The organism is Streptomyces sp. ATexAB-D23 (assembly GCF_000373645.1).
GTDB lineage: Bacteria > Actinomycetota > Actinomycetes > Streptomycetales > Streptomycetaceae > Streptomyces > Streptomyces castrisilvae.
Genome location: NZ_KB892001.1, coordinates 417,371 through 441,105, shown reverse-complemented (window position 1 = coordinate 441,105; position 23,735 = coordinate 417,371). Strand labels below are relative to the sequence as shown.

Below are 23,735 nucleotides of genomic sequence, written 5' to 3'. Positions count from 1 at the left end.
GTTTCCCGTCGCTCAGCGGAAGACGCCGGTGTGGCCGAGCGAGTAGCGGCCCGGCTGGGGGTAGACGGCGAGGCCGTGCGGGCCGCTGCCCACCGGGATGCGGGCGAGCTGCTTGCCGGTGGTGGTGTCGATCGCGTACACCTCGGCGTCGTAACGCCCGGACAGCCACAGCACCTTGCCGTCGGCGGAGACCCCGCCCATGTCCGGGCTGCCGCCGTTCGGCAGGTGCCACTTCTTCGCCAGCTTCTTGTGCGCGAAGTCGAAGACGGAGACGGAGCCCTCGCCCCGGTTGGAGATGTACATCTCCTTGGCGTCACGGCTGACGTAGAGCCCGTGGCAGCCCTTGCCGGTCGGCAGCAGCTTCGGGGTGGTGAACTTCTGGCCGTCCAGCACCCACATGCCGTCGGCCTTCATGTCCGCGACGTAGAACGTGCCGCCGTCCGGGGAGAGCTTGACGTCCTGCGGCATGGCGCCGTCGAACGGCAGCTTCTGCTGGGCGACGACCTCCATCTTCTCGGTGTCGACCTTGAGGAGTTCGCCGGAGAACTCGCAGGAGACGATGAAGTACCGGCCGTCGGCGGAGAAGTCGGCGTGGTTGACGCCCGCGCAGCTGACCGGCACGGCCTTGGCCGTCTTCATGGTGTGCGCGTCGCGGAAGACCAGCTCGCGGTCCATGGAGGCCATCACGACGGCGTACTTGCCGTTCGGTGTGAAGTAGAGGTTGTACGGGTCGGAGACGCCGACCGTCTTCCCCGCCTTCCCGGTCGCCGGGTCGATGGCGGTGAGGCTGTCGCCGACGTCGTTGTTGACCCAGAGCGTCTTCAGGTCCCAGGACGGCACGACGTGCTGCGGCTGCCGGCCGACCGGGATGGTCTCGATGACCTTGTACGTGGCGGGGTCGATGACCGTCACCGTGTCGGAGTTGGTGTTGGGCACGTAGACGCGGGACGGGAAGTCCTTGACGACCGGGGACAGCTTTCCGGGGGCGTCGGCCGCGTACACGTTCTTCGGGTCGAGCACCGGCGGCATCCCGGCCAGCCCCGGTGGCTGGGGCTGGGTGACGTGCCGGGCCCTGACGGTCGGGCCGGCCGCTTCGGCGGCGGGGGCGGCCTCGTCGGCGGAGGTGCCGCAGCCGGCGAGCGCGGCGAGCAGGACGCCGCCGAGCAGTGCGGCGGTGCGCGGGACGGTGGTTCGCGGGGTGGTGGGAGACATCAGGTCAGCAGCTCCGTGGTCGTCACCGCGCGCAGTCGGCGGCGGTCGATTTCGGTGAGGAGGAGGGGCAGCGCGGCGACCGTGTCCGCGTAGCCGAAGTGCATGCTCACCACCGATCCGTTGCGGATCTCCCCGGCCACCTTGCGGGTGACGGCCGCGGCGCCGGGCGAGGTGAAGTCGAGGGAGTCCACGTCGTAGGACAGGACGTGGGGGTAGCCCGCGCGCGCGGCGAGCCGCTGGACGAGGGGCGTGGCGTACTGGGTACGCGAGGGGCGGAACCAGGTGCCGATGGAGCCGGTGAGCCGGCGCAGCCGCTGGGCGCATCCGGTGATCTCCGCGTAGGCGCGGGTCTCGTCCAGCGCGGAGATGTCGATGTGGTTCTGGGTGTGGTTGCCGAGGTCGTGGCCGCCGTCGAGGATGCGGCGGGCCATCTCGGGGTGTTCGTCGAGCCAGCTTCCCACGGCGAGGACGGTGACCCTGGCGTGGGCGCGTTCGGCCTCGGCGAGCACGGTCCTGGCGATGGCGGGGTCGCCCTGGCCGTGGAAGGTGAGGGCGACGCGGTCCCGGTCGCGCGGGCCGCTGGTGATCTGTGCCGGCCGGCCGGGGAAGCGGCGCGGGGCGGGGGCGGGGGCGTGCGCTCCGGCGGGGGTGGCGGCGGCGGGCGCGCTCGGCGTGGCGTGGGGTACGGCTCCCGCAGCCGCGCCCGCGGGGTTCCGCTCACCGCAGCCGGCGGTGAGGGCGACGGCCGCCGCGGCTCCCGCGCGCAGGGCGCCTCGGCGGTGCACCGATGCGTCGGGGATGTTCATGGCAGAACAGTAGGGGCGATATGACTGGAACATCCCGATCGACTCCGGCGACTCCCCCGACAGGACCTCGGGATACACGCCGTCCACATTCTGGACGATCAAAGGATCATGCGTGGATACTCATGAATATTCATGGATTTCCAGGCGAGTGACCCAGCACACCTGCGTTTGTTCAATGAAATGTCCGGATATCTTAATCAATGCGCGCTATACGGCTTTGGCTAGGGAGTCGTCCGTCTGCCATAGTCGGTGGCACGACCCCCATTGACCCGGGCCAGGTCGTCACGAGCGGCCGTGGACACACCCCCCATTTCACGGCCCCCACAGAAGCCCCCGAGGCGCCGCACCACGGCCGAGACGGGGGCTTCTGTACGCCCGGGTGCGGGGAGGGCGGGGGTCAGCGGTCGGAGATGCGCATCTCGAACCAGGTGGTCTTGCCGCGGGGTAAGAGATCCACACCCCATCGGTCGGACAGCTTGTCGACGAGGAAGAGGCCCCGCCCGCTGACATCCATCTCCCGGACCGGCATGAGGCACGGCAGCCCGCGCGAGGGATCGCGCACCTCGATCCGGATCCAGCCCCGGCGGCGCAGCATGCGCAGCCCGAAGACCCTGGCCCCGGTGTGCCGCACGGCGTTCCCGACGAGTTCGGACACGAGCAGGACGGCGTGCTCGGCGGTCTGCGCGGAGAGCGCCCAGTGGTGCAGCACCACACACGAGGTGAGCCGGCGGGCGGTGGCCGCGGACTCGGGGCGGGAGGGCAGCCGGACTTCGCCCTCCGTCGGATTTCCGAACAACTCCAGCGCTTTGAACGCCTGTTCGTCTTCGACGGCCGGTAACCTCCGTGCCGCTGTCGCGCTGCTGCGCGGTCGCGGCTGCTCCACACCCTCCAGGCCCGCCATGCACACCATCATGGCCGCACGGCGGGCCTTCCGGGGCCGTTCCGGGTGAATCCCCGACCCGTAATCAGTGATTCCCCCAGGGCCGGTAGGCATATGCCAGAGGCATGACGCGGCTTCTCGCACCCCTTCTGACCTGCACCGATACCACCCCTGGCCGGGACCGGCGGGACGGTGGAGGCGGCAGCCCCCAGGGCTCTCCCGGGGTCCCGCCAATCCGCCCGCACGGATGAACGCGCCGTCGCGCGTTCTCAACTGACGTTCGGTCAGAGGAACTCGGCCTTGCCCGGACCCTCCTCCACAAAGCTGCGCATTCCGCGCTCGCGGTCCTCCGTGGCGAACAGACCGGCGAACCAGGTTCGCTCGATCGTGAGACCCGTGTCGATGTCCGTCTCCAGCCCGGCGTCCACCGCCTCCTTGGCGGCGCGCAGCGCGAGCGCCGGCCCCTTCGCCAGCCGGGCCGCCCAGGCGTGCGCCTGCTCGTACACCTCGGCGGCGGGCACGACACGGTCCACCAGGCCCATGGTCAGGGCCTCGTCGGCCTTGACGTGGCGGCCGGTGAAGATGAGGTCCTTGGCCTTGGCGGGACCCACCAGCCGGGCGAGCCGCTGGGTGCCGCCCGCGCCCGGGATCAGGCCGAGCAGGATCTCCGGCTGGCCCAGCTTGGCGTTGTCACCGGCGATCCGGAAGTCCGCGCAGAGGGCCAGCTCGCAGCCGCCGCCGAGGGCGTAGCCGGTGACAGCCGCGACGACGGGCTTGGGGATGCGGGCGACGGCGGTGAAGGAGTCCTGGAGCGCCCGGGACCGTACGACCATCGCCGCGTGGTCCATCGCCTGCATCTCCTTGATGTCCGCGCCCGCCGCGAACACCTTCTCGCCGCCGTAGAGCACCACGGCCCGCACGTCGTCGCGCCCGGACACCTCCGCGGCCAGTTCGCGCAGCCGGTCCTGGGTCGCCACGTCCAGGGCGTTCATCGGCGGGCGGTCCAGCCGGATCGTGCCGACGCCGCCGCTTACTTCGAGGGTTACGGTCATGCCGTGCAGGTTAACCGCCGCTAACCCGCAGGGCATCGGCCGGGGCCGGGGACGCGGACGGGCCCGGCACCGTGGATCTCGGTGCCGGGCCCGTCCGCGCCGTCGTGCCGGGGAGCTACGCGGTCCACTCCGACCAGCTCATGTTCCAGCCGTTGAGGCCGTTGTCCGGGCTGATCGTCTTGTCGTGGGAGTTCTTGACGACCACGACGTCGCCGATGAGCGAGTTCTTGAAGAACCAGGCCGCCGGCGTGCCCGAGTCCCCGCCGCCGCGCACGTCCTGGATGCCGACGCAGCCGTGGCTGGTGTTGGCGGAGCCGAAGATGCCCGAGCCGCCCCAGTAGTTGCCGTGGATGAAGGTGCCCGAGGTGGACAGGCGCATCGCGTGCGGCACGTCCTTGATGTCGTACTCGCCGCCGAAGCCGACGGTGTCGCCGTTCATCCGGGTCACCTGGAGCTTCTCGCTGATGACCATCTGGCCGTTGTACGTGGTGGTGGCCGGGGCGCCCGCCGAGATCGGGATGTCCTTGATCTGCTTGCCGTCGCGGACGACCTTCATCCGGTGCGTGCTCGCGTCGACGGTGCTGACCTGGCTGCGGCCGATGGTGAAGGAGATGGTCTTGGCCTGCTTGCCGTAGACCCCGGGCCGGCCCTCGACGCCGTCGAGGTTGAGCTTGACCGTCACCTTGGTGCCGGCGGCCCAGTACTGCTCGGGGCGGAAGTCCAGGCGGTCGTTGCCGAACCAGTGGCCCTCGACCGGGATCTCGGGCTCGGCCGTCACCTTGATGGCCTTCTCCACGGCCTCCGGGTCGGTGATGCCCCGGGTGAAGTGGATGGAGACCGGCATGCCGACGCCGACCGTGGAGCCGTCCTCGGGGGTGTACTGGCCGATGAAGGTGTTCTGCGGGACGAGCGTGGTGAAGGTGGTGTCCTTCGCGGACTCACGGCCCTTGGTGTCCTTGGCCACCGCGTGCACCTTGTACTTGGTCGCCGAGGCCAGGTGCTGGTCGGGCACCCAGCTCGCGCCGTCCGCCGCGATCTTCCCCTCGACCTCGCCGCCCTTGGGGTCCGACACCTTGACGGTGGTCAGCTTCCCGTTCTCGGCGGAGACCTTCAGCGCCCCGCTGGTGGCGACGGAATCGGCCCCGTCCTTGGGCGCCACGGTCACCACGGCCTGCGAGGCACTGGTGTCCTGGTCCCTGACGCCGCCCGCCTTGCCGTCCTTGCCCGCGCCGCCGGTGTCTCCCCCGCCGCACGCCGTCACCATCAGCAGCAGCGCACCCACCACCAGGGCCGGCAGGCCGGTGGCCCCCCGCATCCGCCGCCTGCCGCGCGCCCCGGCCGATGTCCCCGATATCGGATGCCCGTTCAATGTGGTCGTCTCCCCTCACACGGCCCGGCCCCGCCTAGGCCCCGGGAACCCGTAGGCTCCCACCCCCGCGCGCTGCACATGCGCGCTCAGCAAAGAGATAATCACACCGACTGCGGGCAGATCGCCCCGGAATTGTCACCGTTCCGTTCCAAGTGGCCCCGGAGGCCGCGGGTCCGGGGCGCACGGTCCTGACATCGCTCCCGGCGCCGCCCCCGCCCCCGCTCCCGGCGCCGTTCTCAGCGCAGCGCCGAACCCGCCTTCCACTGGGCCCAGGTGAGGTTCCAGCCGCTGAGGCCGTTGTCCGGCGCGACCTTCTTGTCCTTGGAGTTGACGACCTCGACGACGTCCCCGATGAGCGTCCGGTCGAAGAACCAGCCGGCCGGGGTGGAGCCGCTGCCGCCCTGGACGTCGCGCAGCCCGATACAGCCGTGGCTGACGTTGGTGGAGCCGAAGACGTCCTCGTCGGACCAGTAATTGCCGTGCAGGAAGGTGCCGGACTCGGTCAGCCGGATGGCGTGCGGCACGTCCTTGATGTCGTACTCGCCGCCGAAGCCGACGGTCCGCCCGTCCATCCGCGTCACGTCGTGCATCTCGCTCACCACCATCCTGCCGTTGTACGTGGTGGTCGTCGGGGAGCCCGCGGTGATCGGGACGGTGGAGACGAGCCGCCCGTCCTGGCGCACCTCCATCGTGTGCGCGGCCGCGTCGACGCGGGAGATCTGCTCCCGGCCCACCGTGAACCGCACCGTCTTGCGCTGGCTCCCGTACACCTCCGGCGCCCCCTCCACATCGCGCAGCCCGATGTCGACGGTGACCTCGGTGCCCGGCTCCCAGTAACCGGCCGGGCGGAAGTCCAGGCGGTCCTTGCCGAACCAGTGGCCCGCCACCGCCACCGCCGGTTCGGCCGTGATCCGGATGGCCCGCTCCACCGCCGCGCGGCGGGTGACCGGGCGGTTGAACTCGAAGGAGATGATCATGCCGGTGCCCACCGTCGAGCGGTTCTCCGGCTTGAAGTACCCGATGAAGCGGTCGGCCGGGACCACCGTGGTGAAGGTGGTGTGCCGGGCCGAACGGTGGCCGCCGCCGTCCACGGCGACCGCGTCGACGCTGTACTTGGCGGCGAGCCCGAGCCGCCCCGCTCCCTCGTCCGGCGCCCAGGACCGGCCGTCCTTCGCGATGCCGCCCCGCACCTCCTCCTCCTGCGCGTCCTCGATCCGCCGCACCCGGACGCTCTCCAGCCGGCCGTCGGGAACCGTCACCTCCACCTGGCTGTCCGCCCGGACGTCCTCGGCCCGGTCGGCCGGGATGATCCGGATCGCCTCCTGCGGCGACCTCGGCTTGCCTCCGATGACCGAGCCCGTGCCCGAGCAGCCGGTCAGAACGGCCAGTAGGACCAGTACGGCGAGCAGTCCCGGCCTGACCGGCGCGGTGGCCGGGCTCGCCCCTGCCTTCTTCGCTACGTGAGTCACGTCCCCCCAACGACGGCGGCGGGCCGGGGGAAACGTGAGGGCGGGGCCAGTCGTGGGCAGAACACAGGGGACGGCCCCGCCCGGGGAGCCGCGGCCGGGACGTCGCGCCGCCCCTCCGGTGCCGGTCCCACGAGCCGCGGGAGGCGAGCAGGTGTCGAGCGCAGCCGAGCAGGAGGCAGTACCGGAACCGGACACGGGAACGGCCGGGTCCCCGGCCGAACGGGTCACCGCCACCGGGTCCGGGCACCGGCATCCCGTGGTGTGGCCGGGCACGCCGATGCCGCTCGGCGCCCGCTTCCGGACCGGCCCCGACGGGGTCGTGGGCACCAACTTCGCGCTGTGGGCGGGCGGCGCGGAGGCGGTCGAGCTGTGCCTGTTCGACGAGGACGGCACGGAGCGGCGGCTCGCCCTGACCGAGCTGACCCACGAGATCCGGCACGGCTTCGTGCCCGGGGTGCGGCCCGGCCGGCGCTACGGCTACCGGGTGCACGGCCGCTGGGACCCGTGGACCGGTGCCCGGTGGAACGCGGCCAAGCTGCTGCTCGATCCGTACGCACGGGCCGTGGACGGGGAATTCACCCTTCCGGCCGAGGTGTACGGCCATGTGAGGGACTGGCCCGAGCAGCAGGTCGCCGACACCGTGCGCGACGAACGGGACTCCGCCCCGTACGTGCCCAAGGGGGTCGTCGTCCACGATGACGACGACTGGGCCGACGACCGCAGGCCGAAGACGCCGTGGGCGGACTCCATCATCTACGAGCTGCACGTGCGGGGTTTCACCAAGCGCCACCCCGGCATCCCCGAGGAGCTGCGCGGCACCTACGCCGGGCTCGCCCATCCGGCGGCCATCGGCCATCTCAAGCGCCTCGGGGTGACGGCGGTGGAGCTGCTGCCGGTGCACCAGTTCGCCCACGAGGACCATCTGCTGCGGCGCGGGCTGCGCAACTACTGGGGCTACAACTCCATCGGCTACTTCGCCCCGCACGCCGGATACTCGGCGAGCGGCACGGTGGGCGGGCAGGTCGGGGAGTTCAAGCGGATGGTCCGCGCCCTGCACGACGCGGGCATCGAGGTGATCCTCGACGTCGTCTACAACCACACCGCCGAGGCGGGCGAGCTGGGCCCGACGCTCTCGCTGCGGGGCATCGACAACCCCGGCTACTACCGCCTCCAGGCCGACGCCCGCCGGTACGCGGACTACACCGGCTGCGGCAACACCCTGCACGTCGTCCAGCCGAACGTGCTGCGGCTGATCACCGACTCGCTGCGGTACTGGGTGACCGAGATGGGCGTCGACGGCTTCCGCTTCGACCTCGCGGCGGCGCTCGCCCGCTCGATGCACGACGTCGACATGCTCTCCCCGTTCCTCGCGGTCATCGCCCAGGACCCGGTGCTGCGCCGGGTCAAGCTCATCGCCGAACCGTGGGACGTCGGCGACGGCGGCTACCAGGTGGGTGCCTTCCCGCCGCTGTGGACCGAGTGGAACGACCGCTACCGGGACGCCGTACGGGACTTCTGGCGCGGCGCGCTGCCCGACGTACGGGACCTCGGCTACCGGCTGACCGGCTCCAGCGACCTGTACGCCTGGGGCGGGCGCCGCCCGTACGCCTCCGTCAACTTCGTCACCGCGCACGACGGCTTCACCCTGCGCGACCTGGTGAGCTACCAGCACAAGCACAACGAGGCCAACGGCGAGGGCAACCGGGACGGCACGTCCGACAACCGGGCCTGGAACTGCGGGGCCGAGGGTGAGAGCGAGGACGACGGTGTCAACGCGCTGCGCCGCCGGCAGCTGCGCAACCTGCTGACCACGCTGCTGCTGTCGACCGGGGTGCCGATGCTGGTGGCCGGTGACGAGATGGGCCGCACCCAGGGCGGCAACAACAACGCCTACTGCCAGGACAACGAGACCGGCTGGGTCGACTGGTCGCTGCTCGACCGGCCCCGGTGGCGTGAGCTGACCGCGCTGACCACCCGGGTCCTCGCGCTGCGCCACCGCCATCCGGTGCTGCGCCGCCGGGCGTTCTTCTCCGGCCGGCCGCAGGCCCCGGACGGGCTGCGGGACCTGGCGTGGTTCACCCCGCAGGGCGCGGAGATGACGGAGAGCGACTGGTACGCCCCGGCCGCGACGGTGGGCCTCTACCTCTCCGGCCGCGACATCCCGGGCCGGGACGCGCGCGGCGAGCAGGTCACCGACGACAGCTTCCTGGCCGTCCTGCACGCGGGGCACGAACCGGTGGACTTCCTGCTGCCGGGACCGCCGTGGGCGCAGGCGTACGAACTGCTCCTGGACACCTCGCGGGAGGACCAGGCCCAGGCGCCGGGCACGGTCCACCGGGGCGGCGCGCGGCTGACGGTCCCGGAGCGGTCGGTCCTGCTGCTGCGGGTACGGGAGTGAGCGGCCGGACAGGCCCTAGCCCAGGATGCCGCGTTCGTAGGCGAGGGCGACGGCCGCGGCCCGGTCCTTGGCGCCCAGTTTGGCGAACAGATGGGTGAGGTGGGTCTTCACGGTGGCCTCGCTGATGAACAGTTCGGCGGCGATCTCCCGGTTGGAGGTCCCCTTGGCGACGAGCGCCAGCACCTCGCGTTCGCGGGCGGACAGCGTCTCGTTGCCGGCGGGGGCCGGGGCGCGTACGGCGGAGACCAGGCGGGAGGCGACGGCCGGTGACAGGACCGTCCGGCCGTCGGCGGCGGCCCGCACGGCGGTGAACAGCTCCTCGCGCGGGGCGTCCTTGAGGAGATAGCCGGTCGCGCCCGCCTCGATCGCGGGCAGGGTGTCGGAGTCGGTGTCGTAGGTGGTGAGGACCAGGACCTTGGAGCGGGCACCGCGCCGGGTCAGCTCGGTGATCGCGGCGACCCCGCCGCCGCCCGGCATCCGCAGGTCCATCAGCACGACGTCGGGGTCGAGCCGGGCGGCCATCTCGACGCCCTCGACCCCGTCGGCCGCCTCACCGAGCACCCGGAACTCCGGCGCGGAGGCGAACATGCCGCGCAGCCCGTCCCGCACGACGGGGTGGTCGTCGACGACGATCAGCGTGATGACGCGCGCGGGTTCCCGGTCCATGACGCACCACGGTACGGGACGGTCTCAGTGGTCGGGGACCATCGGGACGCGGGCGCAGACCGCGGTGCCGAGGCCGGGACCGGTCTCCACCTCGACGGTGCCGGCGACGCGTTCGGCGCGGGCCCGCATGCCGCCGAGGCCGAAGCCGCCGGCGCCCCGGTACGGCGGCAGCGCGGCCGGGTCGAAGCCGCTGCCGTCGTCGCGGACGTCGAGCGTGATCTCGTCGCCCATGTAGGAGAGGGTGACCCCGGCCCGGGTCGCCCCGGCGTGCCGGCCCGCGTTGGAGAGGGCCTCCTCGGCTATGCGGAGCAGGGTGGCGCCGACCTCGTCGTGCAGCGGCTCGACGGTTCCGGTGACGGTGAAGTCGGCGCGGACCCCGGTGCGGCGCGACCAGGTGGCGACCGTCTTCTTGAGCGCGCCGGGCAGGTCGTCGTGTTCCAGGGCGGCGGGCAGCAGGTTGTGCACCGAGCGGCGGGCCTCGCCCAGGCTCTCCCGGGCCAGGTCCGAGGCCCGCGCCAGGTGTTCGCGGGCGAGGTCGGGGGCGCTGTCGGCGGTGGAGGTGACGGCCTGGAGCTGGGCGATGATGCCGGTGAGGCCCTGGGCGATGGTGTCGTGGATCTCGGCGGCCAGCCGGCGCCGCTCGTCGGCCACCCCGGCCTCGCGGGCCTGGACGAGGAGCTGGGCGTGCAGTCCGGCGTTCTCCGCGAGGGCCTGTTCGAGGCGGGCGTTGGCGGACTCCAGGGCGGCGATGGCGTCGGTCTGCGAACGGGCCTGCTCGGCCTCCCGGTTGCCGATCTGAGCGAAGACCATGGCGAGCGTCGTGTGCACGGCCAGCACGACACCGAAGACGACCCAGTTCATGAGGGTGGCGGGCGGCAGGGTGCTGCCGCTCTGCGCGCCCGCCATGATGACGGCGGTGGCCAGCAGCCCCGCCCTCATGCCTCGGTACGGGAGCACCCGGGCGGCGTCGAAGTAGCCGAGCACCGCGTAGATCGAGTAGAAGGGGTTGCACCAGGTCAGGCCGAGGGCCAGCAGGGTGCGGACGACGAAGTAGCACTGGGCGGGCCTGCTCTTCGGGCGGATCCCGGCGCTCGTCCACCAGAGCTGGAGTACGAGCGCCGCCGGGAGCAGCACGAGGGCGCCGCGCTCGTCGGCGCGGGTCATGACGAGGTCACGGGTCACGACCGCGATGACGGTGGCGAGGCCGAGCAGCCCGTACGGCCCGTACCGGAAGAACCGGCCCCACCACAGCTCGACCGCCGTCCCGGCCTCCTCGTGCGCGCTCATGGGAGGAGTCTCCCCCGCGCCTACTGCCACCGGAACGTACGGTTGGCCGCCCACGCCGCCACCGCCGTCCAGGCGGCGACCGCTCCGAGGTACGCCCAGCCGGGCCAGTCGCCCCGGGCCGCCTGGTCCAGTGCCTGGGAGGCCGCGCCGAAGGGGGTGACCTGGACGATGCGGCGGAGCGCGTCGGGCATGGCCTGGACGGGGACCCAGACGCCCGCGGTGAACATCATCGAGAAGTAGACGACCGAGCCGACGGTGGCGGCGATCTTCGTCGTACGGGAGAGCGCGCAGATCAGCGAGCCGAGGGCCAGGACGCAGGCGACGGCCAGCAGCAGGGCGAGCAGATAGCCGAACGCCTGGCCGGGCAGCCGCACTCCGAAGGCGATCCGGCCGACGACGGTGACCAGCAGGGCGGAGACGAGGCACGCGGCGCCGTGCAGCGCGATCTGCGCGCCGAGGAGGGCGGAGGGCCGCACGGGGGTGGTGGACATGCGGCGCAGGATGCCGCGTTCGCGGTATCCGGTCAGTACGGGCGGCATGGCCTGGAGCCCGGACATGATCAGGGCGAGCAGCACCGCGACGGGAACGTAGAGGTCGATGACGCGCCGGCCGCCGAGCCCGTCCTCGTGCTGCCGGAACGAAGGGACCAGGCCCAGGATCGTCAGGAGCACGGTCGGGAAGACCACGATCCAGAACAGGCTGCCCGGTTCGCGCAGGAAGAGCCGGGTCTCCGACTTGAGGACGGCGAGCGTCGCGCCGGACGCGGTGGCGCGGGGCGCGGCGGCGGGGACGGGGTGCGCTGTGGCCATCTCAGGCTGTCCGTTCTGCGAGGCCGCGCCCGTCGGCGGGGCCGGGGTGTTCGGTGAGGTCGGGGTGTTCGGTGAGGTCGGGGTGTTCGGTGAGGTCGAGGAAGGCGTCGTCCAGGGTGGCCTCGGCGACGCGGAGCCGGTGGGCGGTGACGCGGAGCCGGGCCAGCAGCGAGATGACGGCGTTGACGGTCTCGTCGGTGCCGCTGATGACGACCCGGCCGTCCCGGTCCTCGTGGGAGGCGGCTCCGGGCAGGGCGGCGAGTTCGGCCTCGGGAAGCGGCTCGGACGGGGTGAAGGAGATGACGGTGGAGCCGTCGGCGCCGGCGACCAGCCCGGCGGGGGTGTCGAGGGCGACGACGCGGCCCTTGTCGATCACGGCGATGCGGTCGCAGAGGCGCTGGGCCTCCTCCATGAAGTGCGTGACGAGCACGACGGTGACGCCGCTGTCGCGTACGTCCTCGATGAGCTGCCAGGTGTCGCGCCGGGCGCGGGGGTCGAGGCCGGTGGTCAGCTCGTCCAGGATGACGACGCGGGGCCGGCCGACGAGGGCGAGCGCGATGGACAGGCGCTGCTTCTGGCCGCCGGAGAGCCGGGCGAAGCGGGTGTCCAGCCTGGTGTCCAGACCGAGCCGTTCGGCCAGCGGCCGCCAGTCGGCGGGGCTGGGGTGGAAGGCGCTGTACAGGTCCAGGGCCTCGCGCACGGTGATCTTGGGCTGGAGTTCGCTCTCCTGGAGCTGGACCCCGAGCAGCCGGGTCACCCGGTCGCGTTCGGCGACGGGGTCGAGCCCGGCGACCCGGACGGTCCCGGCGTCCGGGACCCGCAGCCCCGCGACGCACTCGACGGTGGTGGTCTTGCCCGCGCCGTTGGGACCGAGGATCCCGAAGATCTCCCCCTCGTCGACGGTGAAGCTCACTGAGTCGACCACGGGGCGGCCGGCGTAGGCCTTGCGCACCCCGTTCGCTTCGATGACTGCCATGGCACCGAGCATCCGCGCCCGCGGCCCGCGGCGGCATCCGCCATCGCGCTCGGACCCGCATCGTCCGATCGGTTGATGCGGCTCTACGACCCCGCCCCCGTACCCCGCGTGCCGGGAGTCGGACGGCGGGACAAAAACAACAGGAACGATTCCCCGGACGGACCGTAGGCTCACCCTGATGCACCAGGAACATGTAGAGCCCAAGGACCGGTCCGCCGTACGTTCTCTTCTGCGGTTGTGGCCATATGTGAAGCCGGTACGGACCCGGCTGTTCAGCGCGGCCCTGGTGGCGGTCGTCGCCTCCTGTCTGGGCCTGGTGATCCCGCTGATCCTGAAGTGGATCGTGGACGGCCCGGTCGCCGACGGGGACCCGGGCGGGGTCTGGCTCGGCGCGCTGTTCCTGCTGCTCCTGGGCATCGCGGAGGCGGTGCTGTTCGGCGTGCGGCGATGGCTGGTGGCGCGTCCGCTGGCCGGTTTCGAGGCGTCGATGCGGGCCGACCTCTACCGGCACCTCCAGCGCCTGCCCGTCTCCTTCCACGACCGCTGGCCCTCGGGGCAGCTGCTGTCGCGCGGGACGACGGACCTGATGCTGCTGCGCATGTTCCTGGTCTTCCCGCTGACCTTCCTGCTGGTCAACGGCACCACGATCCTGGTCGGCTTCGTGATCCTGCTGTTCCAGGAGTGGACGCTGGGCCTGGTGCTGCTCGCCCCCGTCGTCCCGCTCGTGATCATCTGCTCGGCCTTCGAGACGAAGTACGCGAAGGTGGCGCGCGCGGCGCAGGACCAGGTCGGCGATCTGACGACCGTGGTCGAGGAGAGCGTGCTGGGCATCCGCATCATCAAGGGCTTCGGCCGGCACCGCAGCCAGGCCCAGGCCTTCCGCGTCCTCGCGCAGCGGCTGCGCACCACGGAGCTGGGCAAGGCCCGGCTGCTCGCGGGGATCTGGGCCGTCATCACGACGCTGCCGGAACTCGCCATCGGGGCGGCGCTGGTCTTCGGCACGATCGAGGTCGCGGACGGCGGCCTGTCGGCGGGCACCCTGGTCGCGTTCCTCTCCACGGCGCTCGCGCTGCGCTGGCCGGTCGAGTCGATCGGCTTCCTGCTGGCGATGAGCCAGGAGTCGGCGACGGCGACCGAGCGGTTCTTCGAGGTGATGGACGTCGCCGAGGAGGAGGACGCCGCGGCGGCGGCCGGGGACGGCACCGCAGCGGCCCCGGAGGCCGGCGGCATGCGCTTCGAGGGCGTCGAGTTCCGTTACCCGGACGCGGAGGAGGGCTCCGCGCCCGTCCTCGCCCGGATCGATCTGCACATCCGGCCCGGCGAGACGATGGCCCTGGTCGGGGCGACGGGCTCCGGCAAGACGACACTGACCTCCCTGGTGCCCCGGCTGCACGAGGCCACGGCGGGGCGGATCACCCTGGACGGCGAGGACATCACCGCCATGCCGCGCGCCCGGCTGCGGGAGCTGGTGTCGGTGGCGTTCGAGGAGCCGACGCTCTTCTCGGCGAGCGTCGGGGAGAACGTGCTGATGGGCGCTGCCGGGGCGGGCGACGAGGAGTTGCGGCGGGCGCTGTCGGTCGCACAGGCCGACTTCGTCCACGAGCTGCCGCACGGCGTCGGGACCGAGGTCGGCGAGCAGGGCCTGAGTCTGTCCGGCGGCCAGCGCCAGCGCCTCGCCCTGGCCAGGGCCGTGGTGGGCCGGCCGCGCTTCCTGGTGCTGGACGACCCGCTCTCGGCGCTCGACGTGCACACGGAGGCGCGGGTGGAGGCGGCGCTGCGGCGCGTCCTGGAGGAGACGACGGCGGTGGTCGTCGCGCACCGGCCGTCCACCGTGATGCTCGCGGACCGGGTGGCGCTGCTGTCCCAGGGCCGGATCAGCGCGGTCGGCACCCATCAGGAGCTGCTGCGCACCAGCGCCGAGTACGCCTGGCTGATGTCCGGCACGGGCACCGGGACCGAGGACATCCCGGCCGGCGAGGACGTTACGGCCGGGATGAACCTTCCGGGCGGCGAGGACGTTCCGGCCGGCGAGGACGCAAGCGCCGGGCCCGGCACCGGGACGCCCGGTACACAGACAGGCGACGGCCCGCCCGGTACGCGGACGGCCGAAGACGATTCCCTGGGCGCGATGGCCCCTGCCGAGGAGGGCAGCACCCGATGACGAGCACCACGACCGGACGGCCGGCGGAGCCGGGCGGCGGCGACGAGGACGAGCGCCTCGCGCCGTCGGCGGACGGGCCGCCCGCGAAGGGGGACGGCGACCCCTTCGACCGCGATGATCTGCCCGCCCCGCGCGGCGCCACCTGGCAGCTGCTCCGCTCGCTGCTGCGCCCGATGCGGGGCCGGGTCGCCGCTTCCGCCCTGTTCCTGCTGGTGCAGCAGGCCGCGGTGCAGGCGGGCCCGCTGCTGGTGGCCTACGCGATCGACAGCGGGGTGCCCGCGTTCCGCGACAACGACTACGGGCCGCTGATCGCCGTGGCGGTGGGCTACGCGCTGTGCGCGGCCGGTGCGGGGGCCCTCCAGTACGCGTTCATCCGGATGTCCGCGCTGGTCAACCAGGACGTGCTGCTCGACCTGCGCGGCCGGATCTTCCGGCATGCGCAGGCGCTGAGCGTGGACTTCCACGAGCGGTACACCTCGGGGCGGCTGATCTCGCGTTCCACCACGGACCTGGAGTCGCTGCGGGAGCTGCTGGACGAGGGGCTCCAGGAACTGATCCACGTCCTGTTGTCGTTCATCTCCATCGCCGTGCTGCTGCTCTGGCTGGACCTCGCCACGGGCGCGGCGGCCGTGGCGTCGTTCGTGCCGCTGTACCTGCTGGTGCAGCTCTACCGGCGCCGCTCCTCGGTGATCTTCGCGGCCCGTTCGACGGCCATCGCCGCGGTCATCGTGAAGTTCGCGGAGACGATGAACGGCATCCGGCCCGTCCAGGCCTTCCGCCGCGAGCCCGTCAACGACGCGGCCTTCCGGGAGCTGAACGTGCGTCACCAGGGAACCAACGGCGACGCGATGCTGGAGAACGCCCGCTATGTCGTCGGCTCGCGACTGGTCGCCAACACGGCGGTGGCCGGAATCGTACTGTGGGGCGCCTACCGCGTCGCCTCCGGCGGGCTCGCGCTCGGCGTGCTGGCGGCGATGGTGCTCTATCTGCGGCGGCTCTACGACCCGATCGACCGCCTGAGCATGTTCCTCAACTCCTTCGAGTCGGCCGCGGCCTCGCTGGAGAAGGTCGCCGGCCTGCTGGCCCAGCGGCCCACTGTCCCGGAGGCCCTGGAGCCGCGCGAGCTGCCGGCCAGGGAGGGCGGCCGGCCGGGCCGCGAGGTGGTCTTCGACTCGGTGAGCTTCGCGTACCGCACGGGTGGTGAGGTGCTGCCCGCCTTCGACCTGACCGTCCCCGCCGGGCAGACCGTGGCGGTGGTGGGTTCCACGGGCGCGGGCAAGTCGACGCTCGCCAAGCTGCTGGCCCGCTTCTACGACCCGACCGAGGGCCGGGTCCTGCTGGACGGCACCGACCTGCGGGACCTCGCCATGCCCGAGCTGCGGCGCGGGGTGGTGATGGTGACGCAGGAGGCGTTCCTGTTCTCCGGGACGGTCGCCGAGAACATCGCGATCGGCCGGCCGGAGGCGAGCCGCGAGGAGATCGAGCAGGCGGCGAAGGCGATCGGCGCCCACGACTTCATCACCGGTCTGCCCGACGGCTACGACACCGACGTACGCAAGCGGGGCGGCCGGATCTCGGCAGGTCAGCGCCAGTTGGTGGCGTTCGCCCGCGCCCTGCTCGCGGACCCGGCGGTGCTGATCCTCGACGAGGCGACCAGCTCGCTCGACATCCCCGGCGAGCGGGCGGTGCAGCAGGCGATGGACACCGTGCTGCACGGCCGCACCGCGATGGTGATCGCGCACCGGCTGTCGACCGTGGAGGTCGCGGACCGGGTGCTGGTGATGGAGCACGGGCGGATCGTGGAGGACGGATCCCCCGCCGAACTCATCGCCGGCACGGGCCGGTTCGCCGGCCTGCACCGCGCCTGGCGGGAGAGCCTGGCCTGACGTTCCCGGCGCCGGCGCCCGGCCGTCCTCCTTCGCCGTACGAGGGAGGACGGCCGGGAACGCGCCACACTCGCCGGCCGTCTCGCCAGGTGGGAACTTTCCGGTTCTTCACAATCCCGTAGCACATGGTCAAGTCCGTCACGATCTCGACGCGCCCCTGCACGTTGGGGCCACGAAGGCCCCCGGGCCGTCCCCCGGGGGCCCGCCGTGAACACCGGCGAAACGTCCGCTTAACGAACATGACCATTCCGGCAACGGACGAGTTCCGGCCAAATTCTTGACGGGGCCCTGACAGGACCGGCCATCGGCTGACACGCTTCACCCCGTTCTGCGCACTGCTTGCTCTGCCCGGACGGCTCACCCAGCCGCCGGTACCCCCCTCGCAGAAGGAGTCCGCGTGAGATCCACGCCCAGCCGTCGTACCACCGCGACCGGCGCTCTGATAGCCGCAGCAGCCCTCCTCGCCGTAGGAGTGCAGACCGGGTCGGCCTCGGCCGCACCGGACGCGGGCACCCCCAAGGCCGCCACCGCCTCCACGGCGAACCCCGGCGCCCTGCCCAAGCAGCTCTCGCCCTCGCAGCGTGCCGAGCTGATCCGCGAGGCCACCGCGAGCACGGCGGCCACCGCCAAGGAGCTCGGTCTCGGCGCGCAGGAGAAGCTCCTCGTCAAGGACGTCATCCAGGACGTCGACGGCACCACGCACACCCGGTACGAGCGCACCCTCGACGGACTCCCCGTCCTCGGTGGCGACCTGGTCGTCCAGGAGTCGAAGGCCGGCGTGACCCAGAGCATCACCAAGGCGTCCAACGCCACCGCGGCACAGCTCAAGGCCGTCGGCCTGACCGCGGACGTGACCCCCGCGGCCGCCGAGAAGCAGGCCGTCGGCCTGGCCAAGGCGAACGGCTCGTCCAAGACCGCCGCCGACAAGGCCCCCCGCAAGGTCGTCTGGCTGGCCTCCGGCACCCCGCAGCTCGCCTACGAGACCGTGGTCGGCGGCCTCCAGGAGGACGGCACCCCCAACGAGCTGCACGTCATCACCGACGCCGGCTCCGGCGCCAAGCTCTACGAGTGGCAGGCGATCGAGACCGGCATCGGCAACACGGAGTACAGCGGCCAGGTCACCCTGGACACCTCCGGGACCGCCGGCTCGTACAACCTGACCGACACCACGCGCGGCAACCACAAGACGTACAACCTGAACCACGGTACGTCCGGCACCGGCACCCTCTTCTCCGGCGCCGACGACGTCTGGGGCGACGGCATCGGCACCAGCCCGGAGACCGCGGCGGCGGACGCCCACTACGGTGCGGCCGAGACCTGGGACTACTACAAGAACGTCCACGGCCGGACCGGCATCAAGGGCGACGGCGTCGGCGCGTACTCCCGCGTCCACTACGGCAACAACTACGTGAACGCCTTCTGGACCGACAGCTGCTTCTGCATGACGTACGGCGACGGCAGCGGCAACGCCGCGCCGCTGACCGCACTGGACGTCGCGGCCCACGAGATGAGCCACGGTGTCACCTCCAACACTGCCGGCCTGAACTACAGCGGTGAGTCCGGCGGCCTCAACGAGGCGACCAGCGACATCTTCGGCACCGCCGTCGAGTTCTACGCCGACAACGCCACCGACAAGGGCGACTACCTCATCGGCGAGAAGATCAACATCTTCGGTGACGGTTCGCCGCTGCGCTACCAGGACAAGCCGAGCCGGGACGGCACGTCCCCCGACGCCTGGTACTCGGGCATCGGCAACATCGACGTGCACTACTCGTCGGGCCCGGCGAACCACTTCTTCTACCTCCTCTCGGAGGGCAGCGGCACCAAGACCATCAACGGCGTCAGCTACGACTCCCCGACCTCCGACGGCCTGCCGGTGACCGGCATCGGCCGCGACAAGGCCGAGCAGATCTGGTTCAAGGCGCTCACCACCAAGTTCACCTCCACCACCAACTACGCGGCGGCCCGCACCGGCACGCTCGCCGTGGCCGCCGACCTGTACGGCGCGACCAGCACCGAGTACAAGGCGGTGCAGGACGCGTGGGCCGGCATCAACGTCGGTGAGCGCTCCGGCGGCGGCACCGACCCGGGCGAGCCCGGTGACGGCACGGTCTTCGAGAACGCCACCGCCGTCTCCATCCCCGACCACGGCTCGGCCGTCACCAGCTCGGTCAGCGTCACCGGCCGCACCGGCAACGCGCCCAGCGCCCTCAAGGTCGGCGTGGACATCACCCACACCTACCGCGGTGACCTGGTCATCGACCTCGTCGCCCCGGACGGCAGCACCTACCGGCTGAAGAACTCCGACATCAGCGACTCGGCGGACAACGTCAAGACGACCTACACGGTCAACGCCTCGTCGGAGACGGCCAACGGCACCTGGAAGCTCAAGGTCCAGGACGTCTACTCCGGGGACACCGGGAAGATCAACAGCTTCAAGCTGACCTTCTGATCCCGACGCGACACACCATCCCCCACCGCACGATCCGCCGCTGACGCGGCATCCCGCCCGGGAGGAGACATCTCCTCCCGGGCGGCTGCGCCGTGTGCGGTCAGTTCGGGTTGTCCGCGTGGGTCAGGGTCTCCCAGGCGACGAACAGGTTGTTGGACCCGGCGGGCCGCTGCCGCTCGGTCAGCGTCGCGGTGTTGGTCATCGCGATGCCCATCCGGTTGTGCAGCGCGTTGTACCCGACCTCGGTGACCGGACCGAGACTGTCCTTGAGGCTCCCGCCGCACAGGTTCGACGGAACGGGGTTGCCGACCTGGTACGTGGCGTGCAGACCGAGGGCGTGGCGCAGCCGTTCGGCGATCTCCGGGTAGAGGTCCTGCCCCTGGATCCGGCTGGTCTCGGCGATGTGCGAGATGGCGGAGATCCCGTAACCGGTGTGGGTCAGATCCCGGCAGGTCTCCTGCGAGAGGCCGTTCATGAAGGTCGACTGGCCCTGCCAGTAGTTGATGATCTTGTCGCGGGTGTCCAGGCCGCTGCCCGGCGCGGTCTTCGGCAGCGCGCCGTCCTCGGTCACATAGATGTACGCGGGGACACGTCCGCGGAACTTGGTGACGGCCTTGTCGTACGAGGCGCGGTCCTCCAGGAAGACCGAGATGCCGATCGCGGCCTCGGTCATGCTGAGTTCCCAGTTGCCGTTGCTGTTCGAGCCGTTGATGACCTTGGGCAGGTAGACGTCGCGCAGCATGGTGGCGAAACGGCCGGAGTTCGGCCAGCTGCCGTACGTGTACTTGATGATCTCGGCGGCCCGGGGCCAGGACGAGCCGGCCCAGCCGGTCTGGAGGGGCGCGTTGCTGTTGGTGTGGTCCCGGATCACGGCCGACCAGGCGTCCATGATCTCGACGGCCTTGGCGGCGTAGCGGCTGTCCTGGGTGATGTACCAGGCCAGCGAGAGGGTGTAGGCCGCTATCGCGTCCTCGCGCTCGTCGGTGCAGCCGTTGTTGGGGTTGGAGTAGGAGCCGCACTCCACGACGGCGCGGGGTTTGGCCGTGCGGCCGAGCGAGGCGTACTTGCTCGCCATCATCTGGTCGTACGCGCTCTTCCAGGGCTGCGCCCCGGCCTGCACCTTGGCGCGTACGAAGTCGAGCTGGGGGCGGCTGACGAGTACGCCGGGATGGGTGAAGGACGCGGGGGCGGCGGCCCGCGCCGCCGCCGGGGCGGCGTCCGGCCCGGCCCGGCCGGCCGAGGCCGGGGTCATGGAGATGCCGGTGAGCAGGGCCGCGAGGGCGGCGGCGAGGCCGAGGCCGCGTCCGATGGTTCCGGTGCGCATGTGGGGCTGCCTTCCGGTGCGGAGGGAGGGGCCCACAACTCGGCCCGGATCACAGGGAGTTCATATCCGTGAACATCGGGTCGAGCTGTGAACGCTGCAATGAGTGAGGAACTTAAAGGCATCCCATGGACACGTCAAGGACTTGTGTTCAGAAAGCGAAGGACCCGCACCCGGGCAGCCGGAGGGCCCGGCACCCCGCGGTGCCGGGCCCCGGTGACACGGACCGTCAGCGCATCAGCACGCCCGCGCCCTCGCCCGCCACGCCCGTCGGCTGCGCGACCAGGCCGAGTTCGGCGCCATGGGCCAGCAGCCGGTGGGCAGGCAGCACCCGCACGGTGTAGCCGTACGGTCCCGTCCGGTCCAGGGCGAGCGGGCCCTCGTACAGCCAGCGGCCCTCCAGATCCTGGCCGCCCGCCGGTTTCAGCGGGAAGACCTGGGCGTCGAAGATCGCGTCGGCCGAGTCCACCCGCCCGGCCACCGCCTGCACCTCGACGTCGTCCGGCTCCAGGGCGCCGAGGGTGATCCGGACCCGCAGCGCCGGCGTGGAGCCCAGCTCCGCCGACGTACCGGACCCGGTCGGCGTCACCGCCTCCACATGGTCGACGGCCACCCTCGGCCAGGCCGCCGTGACCTTCGCCTTCCAGGCGGCCAGCTCCCGGGCCTGCGGCACGCCCAGGGACCGCTGGGCGACGGCGGCCGGGGTGTACAGCCGCTCCACGTACTCCTGGACCATCCGGTCGGCGAGCACCTTGGGCCCCAGCGTGCCCAGCGTGCGGCGGACCATCTCGATCCAGCGTCCCGGCAGCCCCTCGTCGCCGCGGTCGTAGAAGCGTGGCGCGACCCGGTCCTCGATCAGCTCGTACAGGGCGCCCGCCTCCAGGTCGTCGCGCCGGTCCTCGTCCAGGGCGCTGCCCTCGGCCGTCGGGATCGCCCAGCCGAAGTCCGGCTCGAACCACTCGTCCCACCAGCCGTCCAGCACGGACAGGTTGAGGCAGCCGTTGAGCGCGGCCTTCATCCCGCTCGTCCCACAGGCCTCCAGCGGGCGCAGCGGGTTGTTCAGCCAGACGTCGCAGCCCGGGTAGAGCTTCTGGGCCATCGCCATCCCGTAGTCGGGCAGGAAGACGATGCGGTGGCGGACGCGGGGGTCGTCGGCGAACCTGACCAGCTCCTGGACCAGCCGCTTCCCGCTGTCGTCGGCCGGGTGCGCCTTGCCCGCGACGACGATCTGGATCGGCCGCTCCGGGTGCAGCAGCAGCCCGCGCAGCCGGTCCCGGTCCCGCAGCATCAGCGTCAGCCGCTTGTACGAGGGGACGCGGCGGGCGAAGCCGATCGTGAGGACGCCAGGGTCCAGCACACCGTCGATCCAGCCCAGCTCGGCGGGGAGCGCGCCCCGGGTGAGCCAGGAGGCGTGCAGCCGCTGCCGCACCTCGGTCACCAGCTGTTCGCGCAGGGTCCGGCGCAGCTCCCACAGCTGCCGGCCGGGGATGGACGCCACGGAGTCCCACCGCCCCGGTGTGCCGCCGGACTCGGTCCGCAGCCGGTAGACCTCGGGGGCGACCCAGGTGGGTGCGTGGACCCCGTTGGTGACGGAGGTGATGGGCACCTCGGGGGCGTCGAAGCCCGGCCAGAGCCCGGCGAACATCTCCCGGCTCACCTCGCCGTGCAGCGTGGAGACGCCGTTGGCGCGCTGGGCGAGCCGCAGCCCCATCACCGCCATGTTGAAGACGCCCGGGTCGCCGCCCGTGTAGGTCTCGGTGCCCAGTTCCAGGACCCGGTCGGCGGGTACGCCGGGGAGTTCGCCGTCCTCGCCGAAGTGACGGGCGACGAGCTCGCGGTCGAAGCGGTCGATTCCGGCCGGGACCGGGGTGTGGGTGGTGAAGACGGTCCCGGCGCGGACGGACTCCACCGACGCGTCGAAGTCCAGGCCCGTCGTGGCCAGCTCGCGGACGCGTTCGAGGCCGAGGAAGCCGGCGTGGCCCTCGTTGGTGTGGAACACCTCGGGTGCCAGGTGGCCGGTGAGCCGGCAGTAGGTGCGCACCGCGCGGACCCCGCCGATGCCCAGCAGCATTTCCTGGAGCAGCCGGTGTTCGCTGCCGCCGCCGTACAGCCGGTCGGTGACCTCGCGTTCGCCCGGGGCGTTCTCCTCGACGCCGGAGTCGAGCATGAGCAGCGGGACCCGGCCGACGTGGGCCTGCCAGATCTGGGCGTGCAGGGAGCGGCCGCCGGGCAGTGCGAGGACGACCTGGCTGGGGGTGCCGTCGGCCTCCCGGACCAGGGTGAGCGGCAGTTCGTTGGGGTCGAGGACGGGGTAGTGCTCCTGCTGCCAGCCGTCCCTGGACAGGCTCTGGCGGAAGTAGCCGTGGCGGTAGAGCAGGCCGACCCCGATGAGCGGGACGCCCAGGTCGCTGGCGGCCTTGAGGTGGTCGCCGGCGAGGATGCCGAGCCCGCCGGAGTACTGCGGGAGGGCGGCGGTCACCCCGAATTCGGGTGAGAAGTAGGCGATGGCGGCGGGGAGCGCGCCGCCCTGTTCACGCTGCTCCTGGTACCACCGGGGTCCCTGGAGGTACTCCCGGAGGTCGGCGGACGCCTCGGCGAGCCGGTGCAGGAACGCTTCGTCCCCGGCCAGCTCGGCGAGCCGCCCCGCGGAGACGGAACCGAGCAGGCGTACGGGGTCGCACTCCGCCGCGGGGCCGGCCGCCGGGTCGACGGCACGGAAGAGCTCACGGGTCTCGGTGTGCCAGGACCAGCGCAGGTTGCGCGCCAGCTCGCTGAGGGGTTGGAGGGAGTCGGGGAGGACGGGACGCACGGTGAATCGACGAATGGCCTTCACGCGTTCCACCTTTACAGGGGACGTACGAATCGGAGCGGGACGCACCACCATGTGCGCCGCTCCGTCACCCTCGACGGTAGCCGCGGGCCGCCGGCCGCGGCACGGCGCGCGCATACCGGGCGGAGTGCGACCGGTGCGTCCGGGTATCCGTGCACTCC

At 71.9% G+C, this 23,735-nt stretch carries 16 protein-coding genes; 4 read left to right on the top strand and 12 right to left on the bottom strand.

The annotated features are described in order from the left end of the window. Positions 1 to 12 precede the first annotated feature (12 nt). The 6 genes from B082_RS0101905 to B082_RS0101880 all read right to left on the bottom strand — a co-directional run bounded on the left by B082_RS0101905 (position 13) and on the right by B082_RS0101880 (position 6,788). Positions 13 to 1,212, bottom strand: coding sequence for a YncE family protein (locus B082_RS0101905; protein ID WP_018550127.1), 1,200 nt, complete (start codon positions 1,210 to 1,212; stop codon positions 13 to 15). Further along, the gene (locus B082_RS0101900; protein ID WP_018550126.1) at positions 1,212 to 2,018 is read right to left on the bottom strand and encodes a polysaccharide deacetylase family protein; all 807 of its coding nucleotides are present in this window, start codon (positions 2,016 to 2,018) and stop codon (positions 1,212 to 1,214) included. Before B082_RS0101900 ends, B082_RS0101905 begins: the two co-directional genes overlap by 1 nt. Before the next feature lie 397 nt (positions 2,019 to 2,415). Further along, positions 2,416 to 2,931, bottom strand: coding sequence for an ATP-binding protein (locus B082_RS0101895; protein WP_018550125.1), 516 nt, complete (start codon positions 2,929 to 2,931; stop codon positions 2,416 to 2,418). Positions 2,932 to 3,182: 251 nt separating this feature from the next. Then, positions 3,183 to 3,950, bottom strand: coding sequence for an enoyl-CoA hydratase/isomerase family protein (locus B082_RS0101890; RefSeq protein ID WP_018550124.1), 768 nt, complete (start codon positions 3,948 to 3,950; stop codon positions 3,183 to 3,185). Between the two features lie 115 nt (positions 3,951 to 4,065). Then, complete coding sequence (locus B082_RS0101885; protein WP_018550123.1) at positions 4,066 to 5,265, bottom strand: L,D-transpeptidase; 1,200 nt, start codon at positions 5,263 to 5,265, stop codon at positions 4,066 to 4,068. Between the two features lie 290 nt (positions 5,266 to 5,555). Next, positions 5,556 to 6,788 (bottom strand): L,D-transpeptidase family protein, encoded by a 1,233-nt coding sequence (locus tag B082_RS0101880; protein ID WP_018550122.1) that lies wholly within the window; start codon positions 6,786 to 6,788, stop codon positions 5,556 to 5,558. Between the two features lie 151 nt (positions 6,789 to 6,939). On the opposite strand from B082_RS0101880, the gene glgX reads away from it, so the two are divergent. Beyond that, entirely contained in the window at positions 6,940 to 9,186 is a 2,247-nt protein-coding gene (gene glgX / locus B082_RS0101875; RefSeq protein ID WP_018550121.1) for a glycogen debranching protein GlgX, read from the top strand. A 15-nt stretch (positions 9,187 to 9,201) separates the two neighbouring features. Here the strand turns inward: glgX and B082_RS0101870 are convergent, their stop codons facing one another. Genes B082_RS0101870 through B082_RS35395 form a run of 4 tightly spaced genes read right to left on the bottom strand, consistent with a single transcriptional unit; the run spans position 9,202 to position 12,924 of the window. Beyond that, entirely contained in the window at positions 9,202 to 9,852 is a 651-nt protein-coding gene (locus tag B082_RS0101870) for a response regulator (RefSeq protein ID WP_018550120.1), read from the bottom strand. 24 nt (positions 9,853 to 9,876) lie between these two features. Continuing rightward, positions 9,877 to 11,139, bottom strand: a complete 1,263-nt coding sequence (locus tag B082_RS0101865) for a sensor histidine kinase (protein WP_018550119.1) — start codon at positions 11,137 to 11,139, stop codon at positions 9,877 to 9,879. Positions 11,140 to 11,159: 20 nt separating this feature from the next. Further along, positions 11,160 to 11,948: an ABC transporter permease gene (locus tag B082_RS0101860; protein ID WP_018550118.1), complete on the bottom strand. Its 789-nt coding sequence runs from the start codon at positions 11,946 to 11,948 to the stop codon at positions 11,160 to 11,162. 1 nt (position 11,949) lies between these two features. Beyond that, positions 11,950 to 12,924: an ABC transporter ATP-binding protein gene (locus B082_RS35395; protein WP_051094567.1), complete on the bottom strand. Its 975-nt coding sequence runs from the start codon at positions 12,922 to 12,924 to the stop codon at positions 11,950 to 11,952. Between the two features lie 178 nt (positions 12,925 to 13,102). Here B082_RS35395 and B082_RS0101850 point away from each other — a divergent pair, with 178 nt between their 5' ends. The 3 genes from B082_RS0101850 to B082_RS0101840 all read left to right on the top strand — a co-directional run bounded on the left by B082_RS0101850 (position 13,103) and on the right by B082_RS0101840 (position 19,423). Then, positions 13,103 to 15,085 carry an ABC transporter ATP-binding protein gene (locus tag B082_RS0101850; protein ID WP_026249328.1) on the top strand — a complete coding sequence of 661 codons (1,983 nt, stop codon included), beginning with the start codon at positions 13,103 to 13,105 and terminating at the stop codon, positions 15,083 to 15,085. Beyond that, positions 15,082 to 16,971 (top strand): ABC transporter ATP-binding protein, encoded by a 1,890-nt coding sequence (locus B082_RS0101845; RefSeq protein WP_018550115.1) that lies wholly within the window; start codon positions 15,082 to 15,084, stop codon positions 16,969 to 16,971. The genes B082_RS0101850 and B082_RS0101845 overlap by 4 nt, the downstream gene beginning before the upstream one ends. Positions 16,972 to 17,368: 397 nt before the next feature. Then, positions 17,369 to 19,423: a M4 family metallopeptidase gene (locus tag B082_RS0101840; RefSeq protein ID WP_026249327.1), complete on the top strand. Its 2,055-nt coding sequence runs from the start codon at positions 17,369 to 17,371 to the stop codon at positions 19,421 to 19,423. Positions 19,424 to 19,523: 100 nt separating this feature from the next. Here B082_RS0101840 and B082_RS0101835 read toward each other — a convergent pair whose 3' ends face one another. Together B082_RS0101835 and glgP are read right to left on the bottom strand one after the other, a co-directional pair. Continuing rightward, positions 19,524 to 20,747 carry an alginate lyase family protein gene (locus B082_RS0101835; RefSeq protein WP_018550113.1) on the bottom strand — a complete coding sequence of 408 codons (1,224 nt, stop codon included), beginning with the start codon at positions 20,745 to 20,747 and terminating at the stop codon, positions 19,524 to 19,526. Positions 20,748 to 20,973: 226 nt separating this feature from the next. Continuing rightward, a complete protein-coding gene (glgP, locus tag B082_RS0101830; protein WP_199783738.1) occupies positions 20,974 to 23,577 on the bottom strand; it encodes an alpha-glucan family phosphorylase in 2,604 nt (867 codons plus the stop codon). Positions 23,578 to 23,735: the final 158 nt, after the last annotated feature.